The sequence below is a fragment of the Naumannella cuiyingiana genome, from assembly GCF_013408305.1.
GTDB classification, from domain to species: domain Bacteria; phylum Actinomycetota; class Actinomycetes; order Propionibacteriales; family Propionibacteriaceae; genus Naumannella; species Naumannella cuiyingiana.
In genome coordinates, this window is sequence record NZ_JACBZS010000001.1 from 1127511 (window position 1) to 1150602 (window position 23092).

Genomic DNA, 23092 nt, shown 5'->3' on the forward strand with positions numbered 1-23092 from the left:
TGCCCCGATCGCTCAGCGATCGCTCAGCTCAACTCAGCGGTAGTCGCCGCCGAGGTCGAAGTCGTCCAGCGGCACCGCAGCGCCAGAGCCCGACCCGAAGTCGTAGTCGTAGGGCTCGTAGCTGATCGAGTACGCATTGGCCTTGGCCTCCGCGGTCGGCTCGACCCGGATGTTGCGGTAGCGGTCCAGGCCGGTACCGGCCGGGATCAGCTTGCCGAGGATCACGTTCTCCTTCAGGCCCGCCAGGGAGTCCGACTTGCCGTGGATCGCGGCATCGGTCAGCACCTTGGTGGTCTCCTGGAAGGAGGCCGCGGACAGCCACGACTCCGTCGCGAGCGACGCCTTCGTGATGCCCATCAGCACCGGACGACCCGAGGCCGGCTGCCCGCCCTCGGCGACGACGCGGCGGTTCTCCGCCTCGTAGGACTGCCGGTCCACCAACTCGCCCGGCAGCATCGTCGTGTCACCCGACTCGATCACCGTGATCCGGCGCAGCATCTGCCGAATGATGATCTCGATGTGCTTGTCGTGGATCGGCGCACCCTGGGTCCGGTAGACCGACTGCACCTCGTCCACCAGGTGCTCCTGCACCTTGCGCACACCGAGCACCCGCAGCACGTCCTGCGGATCCGGCGTACCGACCGTGAGCTGCTGGCCGACGTCGACGTGATCGCCGTCCTCGACCAGCATCCGCGCGCGGCGACCGACGGAGACCTCGATCTCCTCCGAGCCGTCGTCGGGGGTGAGCGTCAGCTTGCGGCTGCGATCGCCCTCCTCCACGCTGATCCGGCCGGCGAGCTCGGCGATCGGCGCCTTGCCCTTCGGCGTCCGCGCCTCGAACAGCTCGACCACGCGCGGCAGACCCTGGGTGATGTCGTCGCCCGCCACACCGCCGGTGTGGAAGGTACGCATCGTCAACTGCGTACCCGGCTCGCCGATCGACTGCGCCGCCACGATGCCGACGGCCTCGCCGACGTCGACCAGCTTGCCGCTGGCCAGCGAGCGGCCGTAGCACATCGCGCAGGTACCGGTCGCGGCCTCACAGGTCAGGACGCTGCGCACCTTGACCTGGCTGATCCCGGAGTTGATCAACATCGCGATGTTCACATCGCCCAGATCGACGCCCGCCGGGACCAGCACCTCGCCCTTGTCGTCGGTCACGTCGACCGCGAGGGTACGCGCGTACACCGCCGACTCGACATGCTCGTCGGCGACCAGCTTGCCGTTCTCCTCGACCGCGATGGTCTTGGTCAGGCCGCGCTCGGTGCCGCAGTCCTCCTCGCGGATGATCACGTCCTGGGAGACGTCGACCAGGCGCCGGGTCAGGTAGCCCGAGTCGGCCGTCCGCAGCGCGGTGTCGGCCTGCCCCTTGCGGCCACCGTGGGTGGAGAAGAAGTACTCCAACACCGACAGGCCCTCGCGGAAGTTCGACTTGATGGGCTGCGGGATGATCTGGCCCTTCGGGTTCACCACCAGGCCTCGCATGGCGGCGATCTGGCGCATCTGCACCGGGTTACCGCGCGCGCCCGAGTTGACCATCATGTAGATCGGGTTGGTCGCGGAGAAGTTCTTCTCCATCGCCACCCCGAGCTGTCCGGTCGCCTCGGTCCAGATCTCGATCAGCTCCTGGCGCCGCTCGTCCTCGGTGATCAGGCCGCGCTCGTACTGCTTGTCGATCTTGGCGGCACGATCCTCGAAGCCCGCCAGGATCTCCGGCTTGTCCGGCGGGGTCGAGACATCGCCGATGGACACGGTGACGCCGGACCGGGTGGCCCAGCGGAAACCGAGGTCCTTCAGGTTGTCCAGCGTCGCCGACACCTCGACCTTGGAGTAGCGCTCGGCCAGATCGTTGACGATCACGCCGAGCTGCTTCTTGCCGACCTCGGTGTTGACGAACGGGTAGTCCGCCGGCAGCGCCTCGTTGAACAGCGCCCGGCCCAACGTGGTGTCGAGCAGGATGGTGTTGTCGGCGCGCAGCTCCGCACCGGCCGGCGGGACGATGTCACGCAGCCGGATCTTCACCGCGGCACCGACGGCCAGCTCGCCGCGGTCGAAGGCCATCGTCGCCTCGGCCACCGAGCCGAACACCCGGCCCTCGCCCGGCACGCCGTCGCGCTGCTGGGTCAGGTAGTAGTGGCCGATGATCATGTCCTGGGTGGGCATGGTCACGGGGCGACCGTCGGCCGGCTTGAGGATGTTGTTCGTCGACAACATCAGCACGCGGGCCTCGGCCTGCGCCTCCGCCGACAGCGGCAGGTGCACGGCCATCTGGTCGCCGTCGAAGTCGGCATTGAAGGCGGTGCAGACCAGCGGGTGGATCTGGATCGCCTTGCCCTCGATCAGCTGCGGCTCGAACGCCTGGATGCCGAGGCGGTGCAGCGTCGGCGCGCGGTTCAGCAGGACCGGGTGCTCGGCGATGACCTCCTCCAGCACGTCCCAGACGACCGGGCGCTGGCGCTCGACCATCCGCTTGGCGGACTTGATGTTCTGCGCGTGGTTCAGGTCGTCCAGACGCTTCATCACGAACGGCTTGAACAGCTCCAGCGCCATCGCCTTCGGCAGCCCGCACTGGTGCAGCTTGAGCTGCGGGCCGACGACGATCACGGAACGACCCGAGTAGTCGACGCGCTTGCCCAGCAGGTTCTGCCGGAACCGGCCCTGCTTGCCCTTCAGCATGTCCGAGATCGACTTCAGCGGACGGTTGCCCGGGCCGGTCACCGCGCGGCCGCGGCGGCCGTTGTCGAACAGCGAGTCCACCGCCTCCTGCAGCATCCGCTTCTCGTTGTTCACGATGATCTCGGGCGCGCCGAGGTCGAGCAGGCGCTTCAGCCGGTTGTTCCGGTTGATCACGCGGCGGTAGAGATCGTTCAGGTCCGAGGTCGCGAACCGGCCACCGTCGAGCTGCACCATCGGGCGCAGGTCCGGCGGGATCACCGGTACGCAGTCCAGCACCATCCCGGTCGGGCTGTTGCCGGTGGTCAGGAACGCCGAGATCACCTTGAGCCGCTTCAGGGCGCGGGTCTTGCGCTGCCCCTTGCCGGTCTGGATGATCTGGCGCAGGTTCTCGGCCTCGGCCTCCAGGTCGAAGCTCTCCAGGCGCTTCTGGATCGCCTCGGCACCCATCGAGCCGGAGAAGTACTTCCCGAACCGGTTCTTCATCTCCCGGTAGAGGATCTCGTCGCCCTCGAGGTCCTGGACCTTCAGACCCTTGAAGCGGTCCCACACGGCGTCCAGCCGGTCGAGATCGCGCTGCGCGCGGTCGCGCAACTGCTTGACCTCGCGCTCGGCCCCGTCGCGGGTCTTCTTCTTCACGTCCGACTTCGCGCCCTCGGACTCCAGCCGCTCGAGATCCTCCTCGAGCTTCTTCATCCGGGTCTCGATGTCGGAATCGCGCTTCTTCTCGATCTGGGTACGCTCCACCCCGACCTTGCCCTCCAGCGAGGGCAGGTCGCGGTGCCGGGCGTCCTCGTCGACCGAGGTGATCATGTACGCGGCGAAGTAGATGACCTTCTCCAGGTCCTTCGGCGCGATGTCGAGCAGGTAGCCGAGCCGGCTCGGCACACCCTTGAAGTACCAGATGTGGGTGACCGGCGCGGCCAGCTCGATGTGGCCCATGCGATCGCGGCGCACGTTGGATCGGGTCACCTCGACGCCGCAGCGCTCGCAGATGATGCCCTTGAAGCGGACCCGCTTGTACTTGCCGCAGTAGCACTCCCAGTCCCGGGTGGGACCGAAGATCTTCTCGCAGAACAGGCCGTCACGCTCCGGCTTGAGCGTGCGGTAGTTGATGGTCTCGGGCTTCTTGACCTCGCCGTGCGACCAGCCACGGATCTCGTCGGCGGTCGCGAGCCCGATACGGAGCTCTTCGAAGAAGTTCACGTCCTGCACGTGTTTTCCGTCCCTATGTCAGTGAAATGGTGTCAGTGGTGAAGAGAGTCTGGATCGTGGTGGATGACGAATGACCGCGTCCGGCGGGGACCGGCGTACCGATCCCCGCCCGCGGATCACACCTCTTCGACGTCGGCGAATCCCTCGCCCGGACGCCGGGACAGGTCGATGCCGAACTCGTCGGAGGAGCGGTAGTTGTCCTCCTCGGTGTCGCGCAGCTCGACCAGGGACCCGTCGCCGGAGAGCACCTCGACGTTCAGGCAGAGCGACTTCATCTCCTTGACCAGCACCTTGAACGACTCGGGGATGCCGGGCTCGGGGATGTTCTCGCCCTTGACGATGGCCTCATAGACCTTGACGCGACCGCTCACGTCGTCGGACTTGATGGTCAGCAGCTCCTGCAGGGCCCACGCGGCGCCGTACGCCTCGAGCGCCCAGACCTCCATCTCGCCGAACCGCTGGCCACCGAACTGGGCCTTACCGCCCAGCGGCTGCTGCGTGATCATCGAGTACGGGCCGGTCGAGCGCGCGTGGATCTTGTCGTCGACCAGGTGGTGCAGCTTCAGCATGTACATGTAGCCGACACCGATCGGGTCCGGGTAGGGCTCGCCGGAGCGGCCGTCGAACAGCTTGGCCTTGCCGCTGTCGTTGACCAGGCGTACCCCGTCGCGATTGGCCAGGCCGTGCGACAGCAGACCGGTGACCTCCTGCTCGGTGGCGCCGTCGAAGACGGGCGTCGCGAGCCGGGAGTCCCCGTCGACCTTCCCCAGCCCGACGCTCTTCAGGCGGTCGGCCCACTCCTCGCCCGCCGGCACATCGGAGATGTCCCAACCGGTCTTCGCGACCCAGCCGAGGTGCATCTCGAGCACCTGGCCGAGGTTCATCCGGCCGGGTACGCCGAGCGGGTTCAGCACGATGTCGACCGGCGTACCGTCCTCGAGGAACGGCATGTCCTCCTCGGGCAGGATCTTCGCGATCACACCCTTGTTTCCGTGCCGGCCGGCGAGCTTGTCGCCGTCGCTGATCTTGCGCTTCTGCGCGACGTAGACGCGGACCAACTGGTTCACGCCCGGGGCGAGCTCGTCGCCCTCGTCGCGGTCGAAGACCCGGACGCCGATCACCGTGCCGGACTCGCCGTGCGGCACCTTCATCGAGGTGTCGCGGACCTCGCGCGCCTTCTCGCCGAAGATCGCGCGGAGCAGCCGCTCCTCCGGGGTCAGCTCGGTCTCGCCCTTCGGGGTGACCTTGCCGACCAGGATGTCGCCGGTCGAGACCTCAGCGCCGATGCGGATGATGCCGCGCTCGTCGAGATTGGCCAGCATCTCCTCGTTGACGTTCGGGATGTCGCGGGTGATCTCCTCGGCACCGAGCTTGGTGTCGCGGGCGTCGACCTCGTGCTCCTCGATGTGGATCGAGGTGAGGACGTCGTCGGCCACCAGCCGCTGGGACAAGATGATCGCGTCCTCGTAGTTGTGGCCCTCCCACGGCATGAACGCCACCAGCAGGTTGCGGCCCAGCGCCACCTCGGCGCCGTCGGTCGCGGGACCGTCGGCGAGCGGCGTACCGGCCTCGACCCGATCACCCTCGGCAACCAGCGGCCGCTGGTTGATGCAGGTGCCGGCGTTCGAGCGACGGAACTTGGCCAGCCGGTAGGTCTGGTAGGTGCCGTCGTCGTTGGTCACGTCGACCAGGTCGGCGCTCACGCTGGTGACCACGCCCGGCTTCTCCGCAACGGTGACGTCGCCGACATCGACGGCGGCGCGGTACTCCATGCCGGTGCCGACGAAGGGTGCCTCCGAACGGATCAGCGGCACGGCCTGGCGCTGCATGTTCGAGCCCATCAGCGCCCGGGAGGCGTCGTCGTGCTCGAGGAAGGGGATCAGCGCGGTCGCGACCGACACCATCTGGCGCGGCGAGACGTCCATGTACTGCACCTCGGCGCGCGGCACGGTGTCCACATCGCCGTGGTGCTTGCGGACCAGGACGCGCTCCTCGGCGAACGAGCTGTCGTCGTTCAGGCGCGCATTGGCCTGGGCGATGACGAAGCGATCCTCCTCGTCGGCGGTCAGGTAGTCGATGTCGTCGGTGACGACGCCGTTCTCGACCTTGCGGTAGGGGGTCTCGATGAAGCCGAACGGATTCACCCGCGCGAACGACGCGAGCGAGCCGATCAGGCCGATGTTCGGACCTTCCGGGGTCTCGATCGGGCACATCCGGCCGTAGTGGCTGGGGTGCACGTCGCGGACCTCCATCTGGGCCCGGTCGCGGGAGATGCCGCCGGGGCCCAGCGCCGATAGCCGCCGCTTGTGGGTCAGGCCCGCGAGCGGGTTGTTCTGGTCCATGAACTGGCTGAGCTGGCTGGTGCCGAAGAACTCGCGCAGCGCCGCGGTGACCGGGCGGATGTTGATCAGGGTCTGCGGCGTGATCGCCTCGATGTCCTGGGTCGTCATCCGGTCGCGGACCACGCGCTCCATCCGGCCGAGTCCGGTGCGCAACTGGTTCTGGATCAGCTCGCCGACGGTACGCAGCCGCCGGTTGCCGAAGTGGTCGATGTCGTCCTCCTCGACGAGGATCTCCCGATCCTCGGCGGCGGGCAGCGTCTCGCGGCCCTCGTGCAGCGCCACCAGGTAGCGGATCGCGGCGACGATGTCGGAGGTGGTCAGCACCTGGGTGTCGAACGGCTCGTCCAGGCCGAGCTTCTTGTTGATCTTGTAACGGCCGACCTTGGCGAGGTCGTAGCGCTTCGGGTTGAAGTAGTAGTTCTCCAGCAACTGCTGCGCGGCCTCGCGGGTCGGCGGCTCGCCCGGACGGAGCTTGCGGTAGATGTCGAGCAGCGCCTCGTCGGTGTTGGCGGTGTGGTCCTTCTCCAGCGTCAGCCGGATGGACTCGGAGTCGCCGAACTCGGACAGGATCTGCTCCTCGGTCCAGCCGAGGGCCTTGAGCAGGACGGTGACGTTCTGCTTGCGCTTACGATCCAGGCGCACGCCGACCAGGTCGCGCTTGTCGATCTCGAACTCCAGCCACGCGCCGCGCGACGGGATGATCTTGCAGGTGAAGATGTCCTTGTCCGACGTCTTGTCCGGGGTCTGCTCGAAGTAGACGCCCGGGGAGCGGACGAGCTGGGAGACGACGACGCGCTCGGAGCCGTTGACGACGAAGGTGCCCTTGTCGGTCATCAGCGGGAAGTCGCCGATGAAGACGGTCTGGGACTTGATCTCGCCGGTCTCGTTGTTCACGAACTCGGCGGTGACGAACAGCGGCGCGGCGTAGGTGACGTCGCGCTCCTTGCACTCATCGACCGAGAACTTGGGCTCCTCGAAGCGATGGTCGCGAAACGACAGCGACATCGTGCCGGGGTAGTCCTCGATCGGGGAGATCTCGGCGAACATCTCCTCCAGGCCGGAGCGGGTGTTGACGTCGGTGCGGCCCTCCTCCAGGGCCTTGGCGACCCGGTCCTGCCAGGCCTGGTTACCGACCAGCCAGTCGAAGGACTGGATCTGCAGGTCGAGGAGGTCGGGGACCTCCATGGGTTCGGCGATCTTGGCGAAAGAGATACGGCCGGTGTTGGATACAACGTTGGTGTTCTTCGAGGCGGTGCGCGAGGCGGCCAACAGTTCGGTCCTTCCAGAACAGCGAAGTTTTTCGGCACACTGGACGGCCCGTGTCAAGACGGGTCGGCAGGTAGCGATGGGGCAAGGACACAGCTTAGGCGCTCGGGCGCGAAGAGTCAACTGCCTGCGGGCAGGACCGACAGCACCGGTCAAATCGCCCGGCGCGGGCACAAGAATACATAGCCGGGGGCCGCTGGCAAGGACTCGACATGCCCAACTTCGGCGAGATGCCCGGCGGGGACGCCGCCGGCCGCGGGCCCGCCGCCCCTTCTGCCCGGGAACGGCGGGCGTCGCTCAGGCGCCGGCCCAGGCCAGGCGTACCGCCTCGGAGACCGCGGGCACCACCCGGGCGTCGAACGGGCTCGGGATGATCAGGTCCGGCCGCAACTCGTCGACGATGACATCGGAGAGGGCGTCGACGGCGGCGAGCTTCATCGGCTCGGTGATGTCGGTCGCGCCGGCGTCGAGGGCGCCGAGGAAGACGCCCGGGAAGGCCAGGACGTTGTTGATCTGGTTCGGGAAGTCGCTGCGTCCGGTGGCGACCACGCTCGCGTAGCGGCCCGCGATGCCGGGGTGGATCTCCGGCGTCGGATTGGACAGGGCGAAGATGATCGGGTCCGGCGCCATCGTGGCGATCAGCTCCTCGGGCACCGTCCCCCCGGACAGCCCGACGAAGACGTCGGCGCCGCGCAGCGCCTCGGCCATTCCACCGGCGATTCCGGTGCGGTTGGTCCAGCCGAGCAGCTCACGCTTGACGGGCGTCAGGTCGGTGCGGTGCGGGCCGATCACGCCGCGCGAGTCGAGCAGCACGATCTCGGCAACACCGTGGGCGGCGAGCATCTTCGCGGTGGCGATACCGGCCGCGCCCGCTCCGGCCACGACAACCTTCAAGGAGCCGTCGGTACGCCCGGTCAGCCGGCGCGCATTGCGCATGGCGGCCGTCACCACGATCGCGGTGCCGTGCTGGTCGTCGTGCATCACCGGGATGTCGAGCCGTTCGCGCAGCCGGTCCTCGATCTCGAAGCAGCGCGGCGCGGAGATGTCTTCGAGGTTGATCGCGCCGAACGACGGCGCCAGGTTTGCCACGGTCTCGACGAAGGCGTCGACGTCGGTGGTGTCCAGCGCGACCGGGAACGAGGCCAGCCCCGCGAACTCGGTGAACAGGCAGGACTTGCCCTCCATCACCGGCAGGGCGGCCGTGGGACCGATGTCGCCCAGGCCGAGCACCGCGGTCCCGTCGGTGATCACGGCGACGGTACGCGGGGCGCCCAGATAGGCGCGGGCCTCGCTCGGGTGGCTCGCGATGCGCCGCGACACCTCGGCCACGCCCGGGGTGTAGACGAGCGAGAGGTCGGCGGCGTCGCGGATCGGGTGGCGGGCCCCGATGGCGAGTTTGCCGCCGCGGTGGGCGTCGAAGACGGGTTCCAGGCCGGGCTCGATCGGCGGCGGCGCCTGCGGCGTTTCGGGCGCGGAAGTCTCGTGCTGTTGAGTCATGGCGGGAAAATCCTCTGCTTGCTGATCGTTCTTCGCGAGGATCGCCCGCGTGCTCGGTCACCGGGGTTTCCGGTCGCGGTCATCCTCGCACAGGGCCGCGCGGGCACTCGCGCAGGTCGGGCCGAGCGCCGCGTACCCACCTCTCGGGACCATCCCGCACCGCGGGACGCCACACTGGGCCGCCACGACGACGACCGTGCGATCGTGACGCGCCGGGCGGTTCGTGCCGGCCGAACCCGGGGGGCCGCGCCCTAGACTGCACCGCGGGCGATGGTGATCAACCTCCCGACCCACCCCCCGAGCCAGGAGGATCCGTGAGCAACGACGGGCACCCGCCCACCGGCGACGGGTCCGCCGCTTCGACCCTGCGCATTCTTGCGTTCGGCACCTATCAGGCGGACACGCATCCGCGGGTCCGCGCCCTGATCGAGGGATTGCGCGAACTCGGACACGAGGTCATCGAGGTCAACGAGCCGCTGGGCCTGTCGACTGCCGAACGGGTCGCGATGTTGCGCAGGTTCTGGCGGCTCCCGGCGCTGGGCGTCCGGATCGCCCATCGTTGGGCCCGCCTGATTCGGCGTGGGCGTCGGGCGGTGCGTGAGGCCGCCCGCCGCGGGCAACCGGTCGACGCCGTTCTGGTCGGCTATCTGGCCCATTTCGACGTGCGGCTCGCCCGGCGAGTGTTTCGCGACCAACTGATCCTGCTGGATCACCTGATCTTCGCCGCCAACACGGCGACGGACCGGGGCCAGAAATCGCCGGTGATCAACCGGGCGCTCCAGCGGCTCGACCATCGGGCGATGAGCGCTGCCGACGTGATCGTGGTGGACACCGCCGAGCATCGCGACCGCGTACCGGAGGAACTCCGCGCCCGTGCCGTCGTCTGTCCGGTCGGCGCGGACGCGAGCTGGTTCCGCGCGGGCGCCGCCGCAGCACCACCAGATCTTGCCGCGACCGGAGAACTTCGGGTCGTCTTCTACGGCCTGTACACCCCGTTGCAGGGGGCCGAGGTGATCGGATCGGCCCTCCGCCTGCTGGCCGACCAACCCATCCGGGCGACCATGATCGGCAGCGGCCAGGACCTGCCGAGGGCTCGCCGCCTGGCCGGCGCAGGCGCCCGCGCCGAATGGATCGACTGGGTCCCGGCGGACCAGCTCCCCGCGGTGGTCGCGGACCATCATGTCGCGCTCGGCATCTTCGGCACCTCCGACAAGGCGCGCAACGTCGTGCCGAACAAGGTGTACCAGTCGGCGGCGGCAGGCTGCGCGATCGTCACCTCGGACACGGCCCCGCAGCGCCGGGCGCTCGCCGGTCAGGTCGAACTCGTCGATCCCGGGTCACCGGAGCAACTCGCCGCGGCCCTTCGCCGACTGCAGTCCGATCCGCAACTGCTGGCGAGCCGGCGCCGTCAGGCAGCCGCGCTCGCTGCCCGCGAGTTCTCCGCGGCCGCGGCCGCACAACCGCTGGCCGCCCGCGTCGACGAGATACTCAGACGTCCCGCCACGCCGGGGGCCATGATCACTTGCGGATGATCGTGGCGCCGCGCCGTCGCAGCCGGCCCTGAGCGTCGACGACGAAAGTCAGTCCGGTGGCGGGCCGCTCCGATGCCGGACAAGATCGGCGAGATAGGTCCCGTAGCCGCTCTTCCCCAGCTCACGCGCGGCCTCCAGCAGTTGGTCATCGCTGAGCAGGCCGCGCCGCCAGCCGATCTCCTCGGGACAGCCGATGGACAGGCCCTGGCGGTGCTGGATGGTACGCACGAACTCACTCGCCTCGTGCATGCTCTCGAAGGTACCGGTGTCCAGCCAGGCGGTGCCGCGCGGCAGCAGTTCCACGCGGAGCGCCCCGTCGTCGAGGTAGCTGCGATTCAGATCGGTGATCTCCAACTCGCCCCGGGCCGAGGGGCGAAGCGATCGAGCCCGCTCCACCACGGTGCGGTCGTAGAAGTACAGGCCGGGAACCGCATAGTTGCTCTTCGGCTCCGCGGGCTTCTCCTCCAACCCCAGCACCTTGCCGTCCGCCCCGAACTCCACCACGCCGTACGCGCGCGGCTCGCGTACCCAGTAGCCGAAGATCAAACCGCCGGCCGGGTCGGTGTAGTGGGCCAGGCGCGTCCCCAGGCCGGGGCCGTGGAAGATGTTGTCCCCGAGCACCAGGGCGACCGGCTCGTCGCCGATGTGCTCGGCTCCGATCAGGAAGGCCTGGGCGAGGCCGTCGGGCGAGCTCTGCGCCGCGTAGGACAAGGAGACGCCGAATCGCGACCCGTCGCCGAGCAACCGTTGGAACTGCGGCTGATCGGCCGGAGTCGTGATCACCAGGATGTCGTCGATCCCGGCAAGCATCAGCGTACTCAGCGGGAAGTAGATCATCGGCTTGTCATAGACCGGGACGAGCTGCTTGCTGATGCCTTGGGTGATCGGCCACAACCGGGTGCCCGACCCGCCGGCAAGGATGATCCCCTTCACCGGCCCTCCTCCGCCTGTCCCTGCATCGCGACCTCCGGTGGTCGGTATCCCGCAGCCTCGATCTTGTCGAGGCGCAACGTGCTGTTGGCCGGTCGGGGCGCATGCGAGCGATCGCCGAAGAACTCGGCCGAGCTCACCGGGGCGACGGCGCCCGGCTCGCGGCCGGCCGCGGTGAACACGTCCTGGGCGATGCCGGCCCAGGTCCGGGACGGGCCCGCATCGGTCACGTTGTAGGTTCCGTGGGGCGCCCGGGTACGCAACAGGTGCGCGACCGCGGCGGCGATGGTGGCGGTGTGGCTGAGGCGCCCGCGTTGATCATCGACCACCTTCGGCGACACCCCCTGGTCGGCCAGTCGGCGCATGGTCGCGACGAAGTTGTGACCCGCACCGATCACCCAGCTCGTCCGGATCAGGTAGTGCCGCTGCGCACACCCCGCGGCGAGATCGCCGGCGGCCTTGGACTGGCCGTAGACGCTCAGCGGCGCGAGCGGAGAGTCCTCACCCCAGGACTCGTCTGCCCCGTCGAAGACGTAGTCGGTCGAGAAGTGCACCAGCGTGGCGCGGGCACGGTTGACCGCCCGTGTCAGCGCGGCAACGGCGCTGGCGTTGACGGCCCAGGCCTCGCGCCGGCCCTGTGCTGTCTCCGCCTCGTCGACCGCGGTGTAGGCCGCCGCGTTGATCACCACGTCGTAGCGAGACAGGTCGTAGGCCTCGACGGCGGCGAGGTCGCTGAGATCCAGTTCGGACCGGGTGATCTGGCGGGCGTCGGGGAACTCATCCAACAGGGCCGACGCCACCTGCCCGCCGCCGAGGATCGCGATGGATCGCGCGGCGGCGGGAACGACCTGCTCCAGCATCGGATGCGTGCGGTCGGCGTCCGACAGCACCGCCCGATCGAGCGGGATCGGCCACTCGATGCCCAGTTCGGGGTCGGCAAGATTGACCATCGTGTAGGCGGCGTCGGGTCGCCAGTGCTCGTTGACGAGATAGGAATAGGCGGTGTCCGGCTCCAGGGTCTGAAAACCGTTGCCCACTCCGCGAGGCACGAAGACTGCGGCCGCCGGGTCGACCTCGCGCGTGACCACCCGACCGAACCCCTCGCCGGCGCGCAGATCGACCCACACTCCCAGGACGCGGCCGGTGACGACGGAGATGAGCTTGTCCCACGGTTCGGCGTGGATGCCCCGCGTGGTGCCGGCGGCGGCGTTGAACGACACGTTCTGCTGGACGGGTCCGAAGTCCGGCAGCCCCAGCCCGGTCATCTTGTCCCGCTGCCAGTTCTCCTTGAACCAGCCGCGCCGGTCCCCGTGCACCGGCAGGTCGAGGAACAACAGTCCCGGAATCGGGGTCTCGCGAATCGCCAGGTTGCCCGCGTCGGTCACTGGCCGCTCCTTCGGTACTTGGCCTCGGTCTCGCTCTTCACGCCTCGCCACCAGTCCTCGTTCTCGCGGTACCACTCGACCGTGTCCCGAAGGCCGGCAGTGAAGTCGACGCGTACCGGTGACCATCCGAGTTGATCACGCAGCGCACCGGCGTCGATCGCGTAACGAAGATCATGGCCCGCACGATCGGCGACCTGGTCGAAATCATCGACATCGCGGCCGAAGATCGCCAACAGCTCCCGGACCACCGCCAGGTTGCTCCTTTCGCCGTCGGCTCCGATCAGGTAGGTCTCCCCGATCTGCCCGGAGTCCAGGATGGTCAGCACCGCCGAGGAGTGATCATCGACGTGGATCCAGTCCCGAACATTGGCGCCGCGACCGTAGACGCGCGGGCGGACGCCGTCGATCAGGTTGGTGATCTGGCGGGGGATGAACTTCTCCACGTGCTGGCGTGGGCCGTAGTTGTTGGAACAGTTCGAGATGGTGGCGGCCACCCCAAAGGTACGGACCCAGGCGCGCACCAGGTGATCCGATCCCGCCTTGGTGGCCGAGTAGGGCGAGGAGGGCCGGTACGGGGTCTGCGCCGTGAACCTGGTCGGATCGTCCAGGGCAAGATCGCCATAGACCTCGTCGGTCGAGATGTGGTGCAGCCGTACGCCGTGCCTGCGCACGGCTTCCAACACCTCGTAGGTGCCCAGCACATTGGACCGCACGAACTCCCCGGGCCCCAGGATCGAGTTGTCGTTGTGCGATTCGGCCGCGAAGTGCACCACGGCATCGACGCGCGCGACCGTGGCGTCTGTGATCTCGGCGTCGCAGATGTCCCCGATCACGACCTCCACCCGGTCTGCCGGCAGCCCGGCAAGGGAGTCGCGCCGCGCCGCGTACCCCAGCTTGTCCACGACGATCGCGTCGTGATCGGTGTGCGCACACAGGTGGTGCACGAAGTTCGATCCGATGAACCCCAGACCGCCCGTCACGAGAACTGTCGCCACGAGCGCAACCGTAGCGAAGCGGGGCGCGGGGGGTGCCCAGGCGCCTTCTTGTCGATCCGTCAACGGGTGTGGTCCGCCTCATCCCTCCCCAGCGGCGGCTTCGACCTCATGGGCCGCAGGGTCCTGAGGCGACGCGAACCCGCACGCCGGGCGCATCGGAGGTCTTACCCGGAGCGGCCTGCTAATCGGATTTCACCTCAACACGAACTCATCTGCGGAAGCGCAAGTTGTAGGTGCCGGCGGTGTCCTCCGCGTTGGCGGTCTTGACGAATTCACCGCGAACGCCGAAGTAGGCGCCGGTGCCTCCGACGATGGCCGCCGGACCGCTGTCGTCGACGGGTCCCGTCGAGACATAGATGTCGCCATCGGAAAGGCGCAGGATGCCATCACACAAGAAATTGGCCTGGACCACCGTGCAGGAGTAGTCAGCGCTGCCCTTCTTCTCACCGGCGATACTGAACGCGAACTGCACAGTGTCGCCGGACGAGAATCCCTCCGGCGCAATGTCGTTGATCTGGGCGTGCTCGCGCTTCCACGTCAGGTTCAGGACGCGCACGCCCGGGAGGTTCTTGGGGCTCGTGGCATCTTCGCCGTTGTCGCCCGGGCTGGCGATCGCCCACGAGGTGGAGGCTGCCACGAGGGCAACTCCCGCAGTCGCGGCCGCGGCCACTCGGAAGCGGCGTCGTGTGGTAGGCATTGGCACTCCTCCGTAGGATGACGATGCGACAACGGTGGCCCGGCGGCATCTGTGCCCGCTTACAAGCGGTGGAAGCCGCGCGGAGTCGGAATGCTGGCAGCATGAGGTCATGGACACGTTCGAAGAGATTGCCGACGAGCGGCGGGGCCTGGCCGATGAGGTGGCAGACCTGACGGCCGAACAGCAGGCGACCCAGAGCTTGTGCCGGGCCTGGAGCGTGCATGACGTGCTGGCCCACCTGATCGTGCCGCTCGAAGTGAGCACGCCGAGGTTTGCTGTGGCCATGCTGATGGCCGGCGGAAGCTTCGACCGCGCAAACGTACGATTGGCCAGCAAGGTGGGTCGGCGACCGTTCTCCGAGATCGTCGACGTGATGCGCCGAAAGGCCGGGGCGCGGTTCACTCCCCCGGGACTTGGCCCGGAGGCGCCGCTGACCGATGTCCTGGTGCACGGCTTGGATATTCGACGGCCACTGCAATTGCCTCGGGAGATTCCCGAACCTCGATTGCGGAAGGCGCTGGACTTCCTCATCGAGGCTCCGTCCGGAATTGTGCCGAAGGGCGCGTTGGCCGGGCTGCGGTTCAAGGCTACCGATATCGCCTGGGCACACGGCTCCGGCCCCTTGGTGAGCGGACCTGCGGACGAATTGCTCCTGGCCTGCACGGGCCGCACCGCAGCGCTCGATTTCCTGACCGGTGACGGAGTCTCGACCTTGCGAGACCGGCTCCCCGGGTCGTGATCACGCAACCTGCGACGCAGGAGTCGGGCGAGTTCGCCGGCTGGGGAAGGGTTACTTCCCCTTCTTCTTGTCTCCCGAGCCCTGGGCATGGAACGACATGGCGGCATCCATCCAGTAGTCGAGGTCCTTGGCCAAGGCCTTCTTGTCGACGGTGATCCATCCGGCACCCATCGACCGGCCCTTGCCCATCTCGGCACGCGCGGCTCCTGCCTTCTTCAGATGCTTGGCGTCGCTGTCGGGAGCGACCCGGACGAGCAAGTCGGAGCCGCCACCCGACACACACACCACCATCCGGTCGTCGACCATGAAGGCGAGGCCGCCAAACATCTTGACCTCGCGGACGTCTTCTCGATCAGCCAGCGCGTCGCGGACGCGCTCTGCAACTTCGGCATCGTATGGCACGACGGCCACTCCTCTCAGGTCGGGTTTCGCTGTCGGACAATATGTCTCGGCCGAGCCTTCCAGATGCCACGACATCTCGACTTACGCCATCTGAAACTCAGGCCACCCGAGGACGAGAACGCCCAGAATCACCGGCCAGCTTCCCGAGTTCGACGGCGACAGCGCCACACACGATGTCGACCTGCCGGACGGTCATATCGGGCCCGAACGGCAGAGTGATCACGGCGGCGCCCGCCCATTCGGCGTTCGGCAGCGGCCGGTCGGCGTACTCCTTGAACGCAGGTTGGAGGTGATTTGCGGGATAGTGGCGGCCGACACCGACGCCTCGACTCCGCAGGGCCTGCACCAGGTCATCCCGGACGTCAACGTCAACCGTGACGGCGCAGTTGAACGGTACGCTTCGATCGACATCAAGATCGTAGATCCGGACCCCGGGGATGGCCTCGATGCGCTCTCGATAGGCCCGCCACACGCGACGGCGACCCTCGGCGATGGCGGCGATCCGGACAAGCTGCGATCGACCCAAGGCGGCGTTCAACTCGGCGAGATGGGCCCGCACGCCATGCATTCTGACAACGTAATCGCCGCGGCGGATGTCGGCGTTCTCGCGGTCCACGCCGAGTGCTCGAAGCAGTCGCGGCACCTCTCCCGATGCCTCTCGGGGCGGAACAATGGCTCCTCCCTCCGCGCAGGTGATCGTCTTGATCGCATCGAAGCTGAAACACACCCAGGAGTCCCGCCCCGTGAAGGGTCGGCCATCGCCGCGCACCGAGCCAAAAGCATGAGCGGCATCATCAACCACGCTGATCTCCCTACGCCTCAGTTCGGGGAGGATGTGGTCGAGGTTGATATGGCGACCGCCATAGTGAACCGGCATGATCGCACGCGTGCGGGGAGTCACGCTCCGTAGGACGTCGTCTGGGTCCAGCGCCAGCGAGCCAGGTGCGTTGTCGATGAACACCGGACGCGCCTGGATCGCCAGGATCGCTTGGATGCTGGCACAGAATGTGAACGAGGGAACGACGACCTCGTCCCCCGGGCGGACGCCGACCGTCATCAGTGCAAGCTGGAGAGCCACCGTCCCGGACCCCACCGTGACGACTTCCTGAGCGCCGAGATAGGCCCTCAGTTCCTGCTCGAACTGGATGCCCTGGGGCCCGCGACCCAACAGTCCCTCCTTCATCGCTTCGATTACGCTGTCGAAGTCTGCGGGTGCCAGCCACGGAGCCGCGTTCATCGCGACTCGGTCGAGATCGTTCATGATCGGGGTCACCTCCGGGCGGCCTGGGCGGCCCGATTGCTGAGCAACTCCCCCACCACCTCGACGAGTACGTCGGTGCCTGCGGAGTCGTTGATCTCCCGCGACAGCCGTTGTGAGGCTTCTCGGAACTGTGGCTCGGTGAGCACTCGTTGAACGGACCGCCGCATCGTCTCGGCGCTCGGCTTGCCGGTCCGCAGGTTGATCCCGACACCGGTCCACGCGACGCGTGCGCAGGACTCCGGCTTGTCCTCGGTGTCCCCCGCGGTGACGATAGGTACGCCGTACTGCATCGCGAAATGAATTCCGCCGTACCCACCGTTGGTCACATAGGCATCGGTGAGTGGCAGGAGCTCGTGGTACGGGATGAATTCGGCCGCTCGGACGTTCGTCGGGAGCGGCCCGACATTGGCGATCGGACGGCCACCCGTCGTGATCACGACGAGCACGTCCTCATCTGCCAGCCCTTCGATCGTCGGGTGGATCACCTCGCTGAGGTCGACGTTGCGATAGGTGCCCTGCGTTGCCACCACAACGGGCTGGCCGCCCTGCAGGTCGCCCCACCACGGCGGGAGCTCGCTCGGCGCCTGCGAGACCCGGTTCGCGGGCCCGGCGAAGTGGATGTCCACCCCAGCGTCCGGTCGTGAGTACTCGAACGACGGAATTGTGAACTGGACGACAGCGTCCGTGGTGGCGTACCAATCGAAGGCGAACCCGGCGGGTCGCCGACCGTGAACCGCCGCGTACACGTCGCCATACGCGCGCTGCACACGACGCAGCCCGACCTTCTGCACCAGGGTGTTGAGCGCGACATTGCGGGCCACGTTCCAGCGCCCGGAACTCGGCGAGATGCCCAGACCGAACGGCGGTGCATACCGGGAGGACAACATCAATGGCAAGATCCCACCGCCGATGACCAATGGCCGCTCCTGGGCCGGGTGAGCGGCCAGCAAGGCCGCACCGAAGAAGGTCGGATCAGCCATCACGACATCGGCGGGGCGGGTCGCAAGCTCGGCCCGCAGCGCGTCGTACTGCGATCGTGCGGGGTCGATACATGCGCGGATCACGTCCTCGCGGATCTCCTTGAGGCCGCTCAGTCGTGGCCCTTCCTCGGCGAGCGTCCGGTCGTCGAAGTCGGCGTCGCCAGGAAGCGGAACGTAAGTCGCCCCGGCCTCGGTGACCGCGGCGGCGAACCTGCTGCCCGTCATGTAGCGAACTGCGTGGCCGCTCTCGACGAGCTCCTTGACCACGGTGAGCACCGGATTGACGTGCCCATAGAACGGTGGTCCCGCCATCAGGAACGAGTACATGAGGGTTCCTCCCTTCGCCTGTGACCCAGATCAACTGATCACCGGTGCGAGCGTTGTCGTACTGATCAGGTTGCCTGTGAGACCTTCCGCCGCACTTACGTTCGCGGTAACTGGGCGCGCTACTTTCCCTTGACACGATGAGGCCATGACGACAGCCATCAATGATCAAGATCTCCACTCCATGCGCGGACGCTCGGTGATACTGACGGGTGCTACGGGAGGTCTTGGTCGGGTGATCGCGAAACGACTCGGAGAGGCCGGCGCCCGAATCACTCTGGCGGTACGCGACGTGGGTCGCGGCCGCGAGCTCGCGGCCCGGATCCCCGGCTCTCAGGTGCGCGAGTTGGACCTCGCCGACCTGTCCTCGGTGCGCAGGTTCGCCGAGAGCTGGGATCGTCGAATCGATGTCTTGATCAACAATGCCGCGGTCATGATGGTCCCCGAAGGCCGAACCGCTGATGGCGCGGAGTTGCAGATCGGCACGAACCACCTGGGCCACTTCGCGCTGACGAATCTGCTTCTTCCCGCCATCACCGATCGCGTGGTCACCGTCGTGTCGAAAGCTCATGTGTTCGGGCGGATCGACCTCGACGATCTGCACTGGCGGCGCCGGCGCTACTCGCCGATGGGCGCGTACGCGCAGTCGAAGCTGGCCAATCTGCTTTTCACGCGCGAGCTTCAGCGTCGACTCGCGGCAACCGGGTCGCGACTGGCGCTCGCCGCCGATCCGGGATTCGCCGCGACGGATCTTGCCCGGCACACCGAGCGCCCCTTGCTCGACGTGTTCCTCGGCGTGGGGATCCGCCTCGCGGCCCAAGGAGTCGAGCGCAGTGCTCGTCCGATCCTTGCTGCGACCGCGGCCGATGTGGGGCCGGCGACCTGGATCGGGCCCGACGGGCCGTTCGGATTGCGCGGCAGGCCGGCCGTGGTCAGGTGGCCTCCGGCGACGACGGACACCTACCTCGGTCAACGGCTCTGGGACCTGTCGGCGCGTGAGACCGGCACCGATTTTGCTCCGGTCAGCACCTCGGTGACCTGACAGGCGCGGGCACCCATCCTTCTTCTAAGGCTTACGCTCGGTCAATGGCGCGGCGTGGATGCGCCACGATGCCGCGCGGCGGGTCGTACGGACATGCCGGTCTCAGACGGAAGGCCGTGCAGAACTTCGGCGCCGGTCGAGCCCCGCGTGCCGGGGACTCCGGCGCCGGCGCCTCGCCCGGCGACTACGGCAACCACGCCGGCCACCACCAAGGTCGCCGCGGCGGTGAACACGGACGCCTGGTAGCCGACATAGAATGCGTCGCGGACCAGGACGAGCAGCTCCGTACCCGGCTCGCCGATACTTGAGGCTACCTGCGCCGCCGGACCGAAACCGTCCCGCACCGCAGCGCTGACGGTCTGATCGAATCCACCCTCAAGATTCGCCACCTGCGCTCGGTAAGCGGCGTTCAGCACCGTTCCCAGCAGTGCGATCCCCAACGCCGCACCCACCTCACGCAGCGCGTCGTTCAGCGCCGCGGCGGTCGAATTGTCGTCTCCGGGGACAGAGTCGATGATCATCGTCGTCGCCACCGTCGTGGACAGACCGAACCCGATGCCGAAGATCAACAATGCGAGACCCAGGGCCCAGTAGGGCCCGTATTGGGCCTGCAGTCCCAGCCAAGCAAGAGCCGCCGCGCTCACGGCGACGCCACCGGCGACGGCCGCCCGCTCACCCAGCCGTCCCTGTGTTCTCTCCGCGATCTGACTGCCGACCGCGATACCGACCGGCAGTGGGACGAGTCCAAGGGCCGAGAACAGCGGGGTGTAGTCGCGGACGTTCTGCAGCATTTGTGGCAGCAGCAAAAACAGACCGATCGTTGCGGCGAACAAGAGCACGATCGTCAGCGACGCCACCGACAACGACGACGACCGGAAAAGCTGCACGTCCAGGAGCGGGGCGGGAGTCCGGAGCTGAGCTCGCACGAACGCGACCATCAGGGCGGCGCCACCGACGAACGACCCAACGATCACCCATGATCCCCAGCCCAGCTCGGGGCCTTGGATCAGCCCGAAGACCAGCAGACCCAGCGCCAGGGCGAACAACACGCTGCCCTGCACGTCGAGCCGCTCATCTGTCTCCCGACGATAGGTCGGCACGATGAGGAACGACGCGATCGCGACGACGACGGCCGCGATACCGGTCGAGGCGAGCACCGAGCCCCACCAGAAGAACATCACGAACACGCCACCAAGCACGAGGCCGAGCACGGCGCCGGAGCCGGACACCGCTGCCCAGATCCCGACGGCCTTGGCTCGCTTGTCGGCGGGAAAGGCCCGGGTCAGTACGCTGAGCGTCGCCGGAAGGACCAACGTGGCGCCCAACGCGGAGACGACCCGCAGGGCGATCACCAATCCGGCATCATCGGCGAAGGCCGAAGCGAAGCTGGTGACGCCGAAGATCGCCAACCCGACGGAAACCGCGTACCGCAGGCCCATCCGGTCCGCAATAGCACCGGCGGGAAGCAGGAGGGCGGCGAACGGCAGAGTGTAGGCGTTCATCACCCAGGAGAGCTGGCTCTGGGTCGCGCCGAGCGCCGTGCCGAAGAGTGGCAACGCGACGTTGAGCGAGACGTTGGCCGCGATCGTCAGCGCCAGACCGGCACACATCAGCGCCAGCAAGAGAGTGAGATGTCGCGGTGACAGTTCGCGGCGATCACGGGTGGAGGGGGTCGACATCCTGCTACTCCTCAGGACTGACGCGGGCGGGTCGGCGTGAGCTTCGCCTCCCGCCCGCGCACGGGGCGGGTCAGTGGGCCTCCTCCGGGGGTGCATACGACAACCGGTCGAACACGAGGTGGCTCTCCTTGATCTTTCCGTCGCTCACGACGAAGCGCTCGGAGGCCGGCGCGGACTGGGTGACAGGGGTGTGCGGGAAGTAGAACAGGACCGCTTGCTGGTCGTCCCCGAACGCCGCAAGCGGCGTGTGTCCGGTCATGATCTGTAGAAAGCCGCCCAGATACTCGCGGTACGCCTCCTTGCCGATCACATCCTCGCCCGGTGCGTGGACGACCACATCGTCGGCTACCAGGGCGATCGCGGAATCGAGGTCCCCGCTGGTCCACGCGGCATGGTAGGCCGAGACGACGTCGAGGGCGGTGCTGGTGGTAGTGGTGCTCACGGGCGCTCCTTCGGTCAGGTTTGGCGCGGCCCATCGGCTGATGGACGGCAGCACCAGCTTGCAGCGATCAACTCCACCGTCACTTACAGCATTCGACAGAACCGCAGGCCGGCGCCCACCAGACGTGCCGAGGGGAATCGGGCAAGCGTGACCATCGATGTCAATTGTGGTAGTGGGCCGCGTTGATCTCGATGTACTCGCGCTGTTCGTCCGGGACCTCCTCGTGGGCGTAGATCGCCTCGACCGGACATGCAGGCGCGCACGCCCCGCACTCGATACAACTGAGCGGATCGATGTAGAGCTGCGGATGGACACCGAACTGGGGCTCGTCCTCCGAGGGGTGAATCGCATCGACCGGGCAGGCGTCCACGCAGGCTCCGTCGCGGCTGCTCTGACACGGGCTGGTGATCACGTATGGCATGGCGGTCCTTCGCAGTCGGGTCAGGAGGCCATCGGCTCGACGCCGGGCTCGAGCAAGGCCGAGAGGTTCTGGGGAGAGAAGAAGTCGGCCCAGGCAACGGTGTTCTGAATGACGCCGAAGAAGTTGCTGAGCCCGGTTGGGTTGCCCCGCAATGCCGCCAGGACGTCTTGGAATGCATCGTCGAATGGCTCCATGGCGGCGTGGTCGACGATGAAATCGTAGATCGGCTTCAGGGCAGCGTTGCGCCGGTACTCATAGGTGTCGAGCGCCTCTTGCAATGGGGTTCCACGGGAGAACGACGAGTCGATTGCCTCGGCGAGCAGCTCTGCGTCACGAAACGCGTCGGTGATTCCCTGGGCCGTGATCGGGTCCTTGTGTGCTCCGGCATCGCCTACCAGGGCCCATCCGGGTCCGCCCGGCTTGCGGAAGAAGTTGGAGCGGTTGCCGACACCCATGAATCGATGAGCGAGTTCGCCTTCGTCGATTCGTCTGGCCAGGTTCGGCGCGGCTTCGGCGACCGTCGCTCGGTAGTTGTGTTCGATGTTCTTCTTGAACCCGCTGAAGTCCCGCTCCGGGCGCTCGACGAACACGGCTGCGTGTTGATCATGGGTGGGGAAGGCAATGATCGTCATGCCCGGCCTGGTGTAGAACTCGAGGCTGTCGATCGGTACGCCCGTCCAGTACGTGTAGTAGCCGAAGGCTTTCGGCGCTGCGTAGTGGTATCTCGGCGCGTTCACTGCGTTGGCGACCAAGCTGCGGTAACCGTCGGCGCCGATGACGATCCGTGACTTCTCGATCACGGTTCGACCATTGCCGCAATGGCCGCGGATGCCGGTCACCGCTCCGCCGTCGTCGGTGATCAGTTCGTCCACGGTGAATCCCTGCCGGACCTCCGCACCGGCCGCGGCGGCCGCGTCGATGAGGAGCTTGTCGAGAATCGTCCGCTTCGGCGCGTAGATGGCCGCGAAGCCGTCGTCGACTGGCTCAGGGAAGCCGCTGAGTACGAACGGTCCGTACCGGGGGAAGTCGAGGTGCAGGTCAATATTGGTCACGGCGGGGCAACCGGTTGCCGCGATCGAATCCAGGAGACCCCATCGACGCAGGCGGGCCGACCCCTCTACCGTGATCATGTGCGTCGACACGGTGTCGCTCGGGAACCTCGCCCGATCGACGCAGAGCACTTTGTAGCCGCGCAGGGCCAACAGTCTGGCTGTCGATGACCCCGCGACCCGGGCGCCGATGATGATCGCGTCGTACATTGTTGATCCTT

Annotated in this window: 17 protein-coding genes; 3 read left to right on the forward strand and 14 right to left on the reverse strand. The window is 67.5% G+C overall.

Annotation, left to right across the window (positions count from 1 at the left end; all coding sequences use genetic code 11):
• Positions 1-33: 33 nt before the first annotated feature.
• The 3 genes from GGQ54_RS05240 to GGQ54_RS05250 all read right to left on the reverse strand — a co-directional run bounded on the left by GGQ54_RS05240 (position 34) and on the right by GGQ54_RS05250 (position 8993).
• Entirely contained in the window at positions 34-3888 is a 3855-nt protein-coding gene (locus tag GGQ54_RS05240; RefSeq protein ID WP_179444435.1) for a DNA-directed RNA polymerase subunit beta', read from the reverse strand.
• 116 nt (positions 3889-4004) lie between these two features.
• Positions 4005-7499 carry a DNA-directed RNA polymerase subunit beta gene (gene rpoB, locus GGQ54_RS05245; RefSeq protein WP_179444436.1) on the reverse strand — a complete coding sequence of 1165 codons (3495 nt, stop codon included), beginning with the start codon at positions 7497-7499 and terminating at the stop codon, positions 4005-4007.
• Positions 7500-7793: 294 nt separating this feature from the next.
• Positions 7794-8993: an NAD(P)-dependent malic enzyme gene (locus GGQ54_RS05250; protein WP_179444437.1), complete on the reverse strand. Its 1200-nt coding sequence runs from the start codon at positions 8991-8993 to the stop codon at positions 7794-7796.
• A gap of 314 nt (positions 8994-9307) precedes the next feature.
• Here GGQ54_RS05250 and GGQ54_RS17565 point away from each other — a divergent pair, with 314 nt between their 5' ends.
• Positions 9308-10525, forward strand: a complete 1218-nt coding sequence (locus GGQ54_RS17565) for a glycosyltransferase (RefSeq protein ID WP_218843708.1) — start codon at positions 9308-9310, stop codon at positions 10523-10525.
• A gap of 48 nt (positions 10526-10573) precedes the next feature.
• Here GGQ54_RS17565 and rfbA read toward each other — a convergent pair whose 3' ends face one another.
• From rfbA to GGQ54_RS05275, 4 genes are all read right to left on the reverse strand, one after another.
• A complete protein-coding gene (rfbA, locus tag GGQ54_RS05260) occupies positions 10574-11458 on the reverse strand; it encodes a glucose-1-phosphate thymidylyltransferase RfbA (protein ID WP_179444438.1) in 885 nt (294 codons plus the stop codon).
• Positions 11455-12840, reverse strand: coding sequence for a sugar nucleotide-binding protein (locus GGQ54_RS05265; protein ID WP_179444439.1), 1386 nt, complete (start codon positions 12838-12840; stop codon positions 11455-11457). The genes rfbA and GGQ54_RS05265 overlap by 4 nt, the downstream gene beginning before the upstream one ends.
• Positions 12837-13835: a dTDP-glucose 4,6-dehydratase gene (rfbB, locus tag GGQ54_RS05270; protein ID WP_179444440.1), complete on the reverse strand. Its 999-nt coding sequence runs from the start codon at positions 13833-13835 to the stop codon at positions 12837-12839. The genes GGQ54_RS05265 and rfbB overlap by 4 nt, the downstream gene beginning before the upstream one ends.
• Positions 13836-14043: 208 nt before the next feature.
• The gene (locus GGQ54_RS05275) at positions 14044-14472 is read right to left on the reverse strand and encodes a hypothetical protein (protein WP_179444441.1); all 429 of its coding nucleotides are present in this window, start codon (positions 14470-14472) and stop codon (positions 14044-14046) included.
• A gap of 169 nt (positions 14473-14641) precedes the next feature.
• Between GGQ54_RS05275 and GGQ54_RS05280 the strand changes: the two genes are divergently transcribed.
• Complete coding sequence (locus GGQ54_RS05280) at positions 14642-15271, forward strand: maleylpyruvate isomerase family mycothiol-dependent enzyme (RefSeq protein WP_179444442.1); 630 nt, start codon at positions 14642-14644, stop codon at positions 15269-15271.
• A gap of 51 nt (positions 15272-15322) precedes the next feature.
• Here the strand turns inward: GGQ54_RS05280 and GGQ54_RS17290 are convergent, their stop codons facing one another.
• From GGQ54_RS17290 to GGQ54_RS05295, 3 genes are all read right to left on the reverse strand, one after another.
• Positions 15323-15673: a TfoX/Sxy family protein gene (locus GGQ54_RS17290; RefSeq protein ID WP_218843712.1), complete on the reverse strand. Its 351-nt coding sequence runs from the start codon at positions 15671-15673 to the stop codon at positions 15323-15325.
• A 97-nt stretch (positions 15674-15770) separates the two neighbouring features.
• Positions 15771-16934 carry a DegT/DnrJ/EryC1/StrS family aminotransferase gene (locus tag GGQ54_RS05290; protein ID WP_179444444.1) on the reverse strand — a complete coding sequence of 388 codons (1164 nt, stop codon included), beginning with the start codon at positions 16932-16934 and terminating at the stop codon, positions 15771-15773.
• Between the two features lie 8 nt (positions 16935-16942).
• A complete protein-coding gene (locus GGQ54_RS05295; protein ID WP_179444445.1) occupies positions 16943-18241 on the reverse strand; it encodes a glycosyltransferase in 1299 nt (432 codons plus the stop codon).
• A gap of 181 nt (positions 18242-18422) precedes the next feature.
• Here GGQ54_RS05295 and GGQ54_RS05300 point away from each other — a divergent pair, with 181 nt between their 5' ends.
• Positions 18423-19280 (forward strand): SDR family NAD(P)-dependent oxidoreductase, encoded by an 858-nt coding sequence (locus tag GGQ54_RS05300; protein ID WP_246293036.1) that lies wholly within the window; start codon positions 18423-18425, stop codon positions 19278-19280.
• 41 nt (positions 19281-19321) lie between these two features.
• Here GGQ54_RS05300 and GGQ54_RS05305 read toward each other — a convergent pair whose 3' ends face one another.
• The 4 genes from GGQ54_RS05305 to GGQ54_RS05320 form a co-directional block, all read right to left on the reverse strand.
• A complete protein-coding gene (locus GGQ54_RS05305; protein ID WP_179444447.1) occupies positions 19322-20959 on the reverse strand; it encodes an MFS transporter in 1638 nt (545 codons plus the stop codon).
• A 70-nt stretch (positions 20960-21029) separates the two neighbouring features.
• The gene (locus GGQ54_RS17570; RefSeq protein WP_179444448.1) at positions 21030-21401 is read right to left on the reverse strand and encodes a nuclear transport factor 2 family protein; all 372 of its coding nucleotides are present in this window, start codon (positions 21399-21401) and stop codon (positions 21030-21032) included.
• A gap of 160 nt (positions 21402-21561) precedes the next feature.
• The gene (locus GGQ54_RS05315) at positions 21562-21822 is read right to left on the reverse strand and encodes a 4Fe-4S dicluster domain-containing protein (RefSeq protein WP_179444449.1); all 261 of its coding nucleotides are present in this window, start codon (positions 21820-21822) and stop codon (positions 21562-21564) included.
• Between the two features lie 20 nt (positions 21823-21842).
• Complete coding sequence (locus tag GGQ54_RS05320) at positions 21843-23081, reverse strand: NAD(P)/FAD-dependent oxidoreductase (RefSeq protein WP_179444450.1); 1239 nt, start codon at positions 23079-23081, stop codon at positions 21843-21845.
• Between the last annotated feature and the right edge of the window lie 11 nt (positions 23082-23092).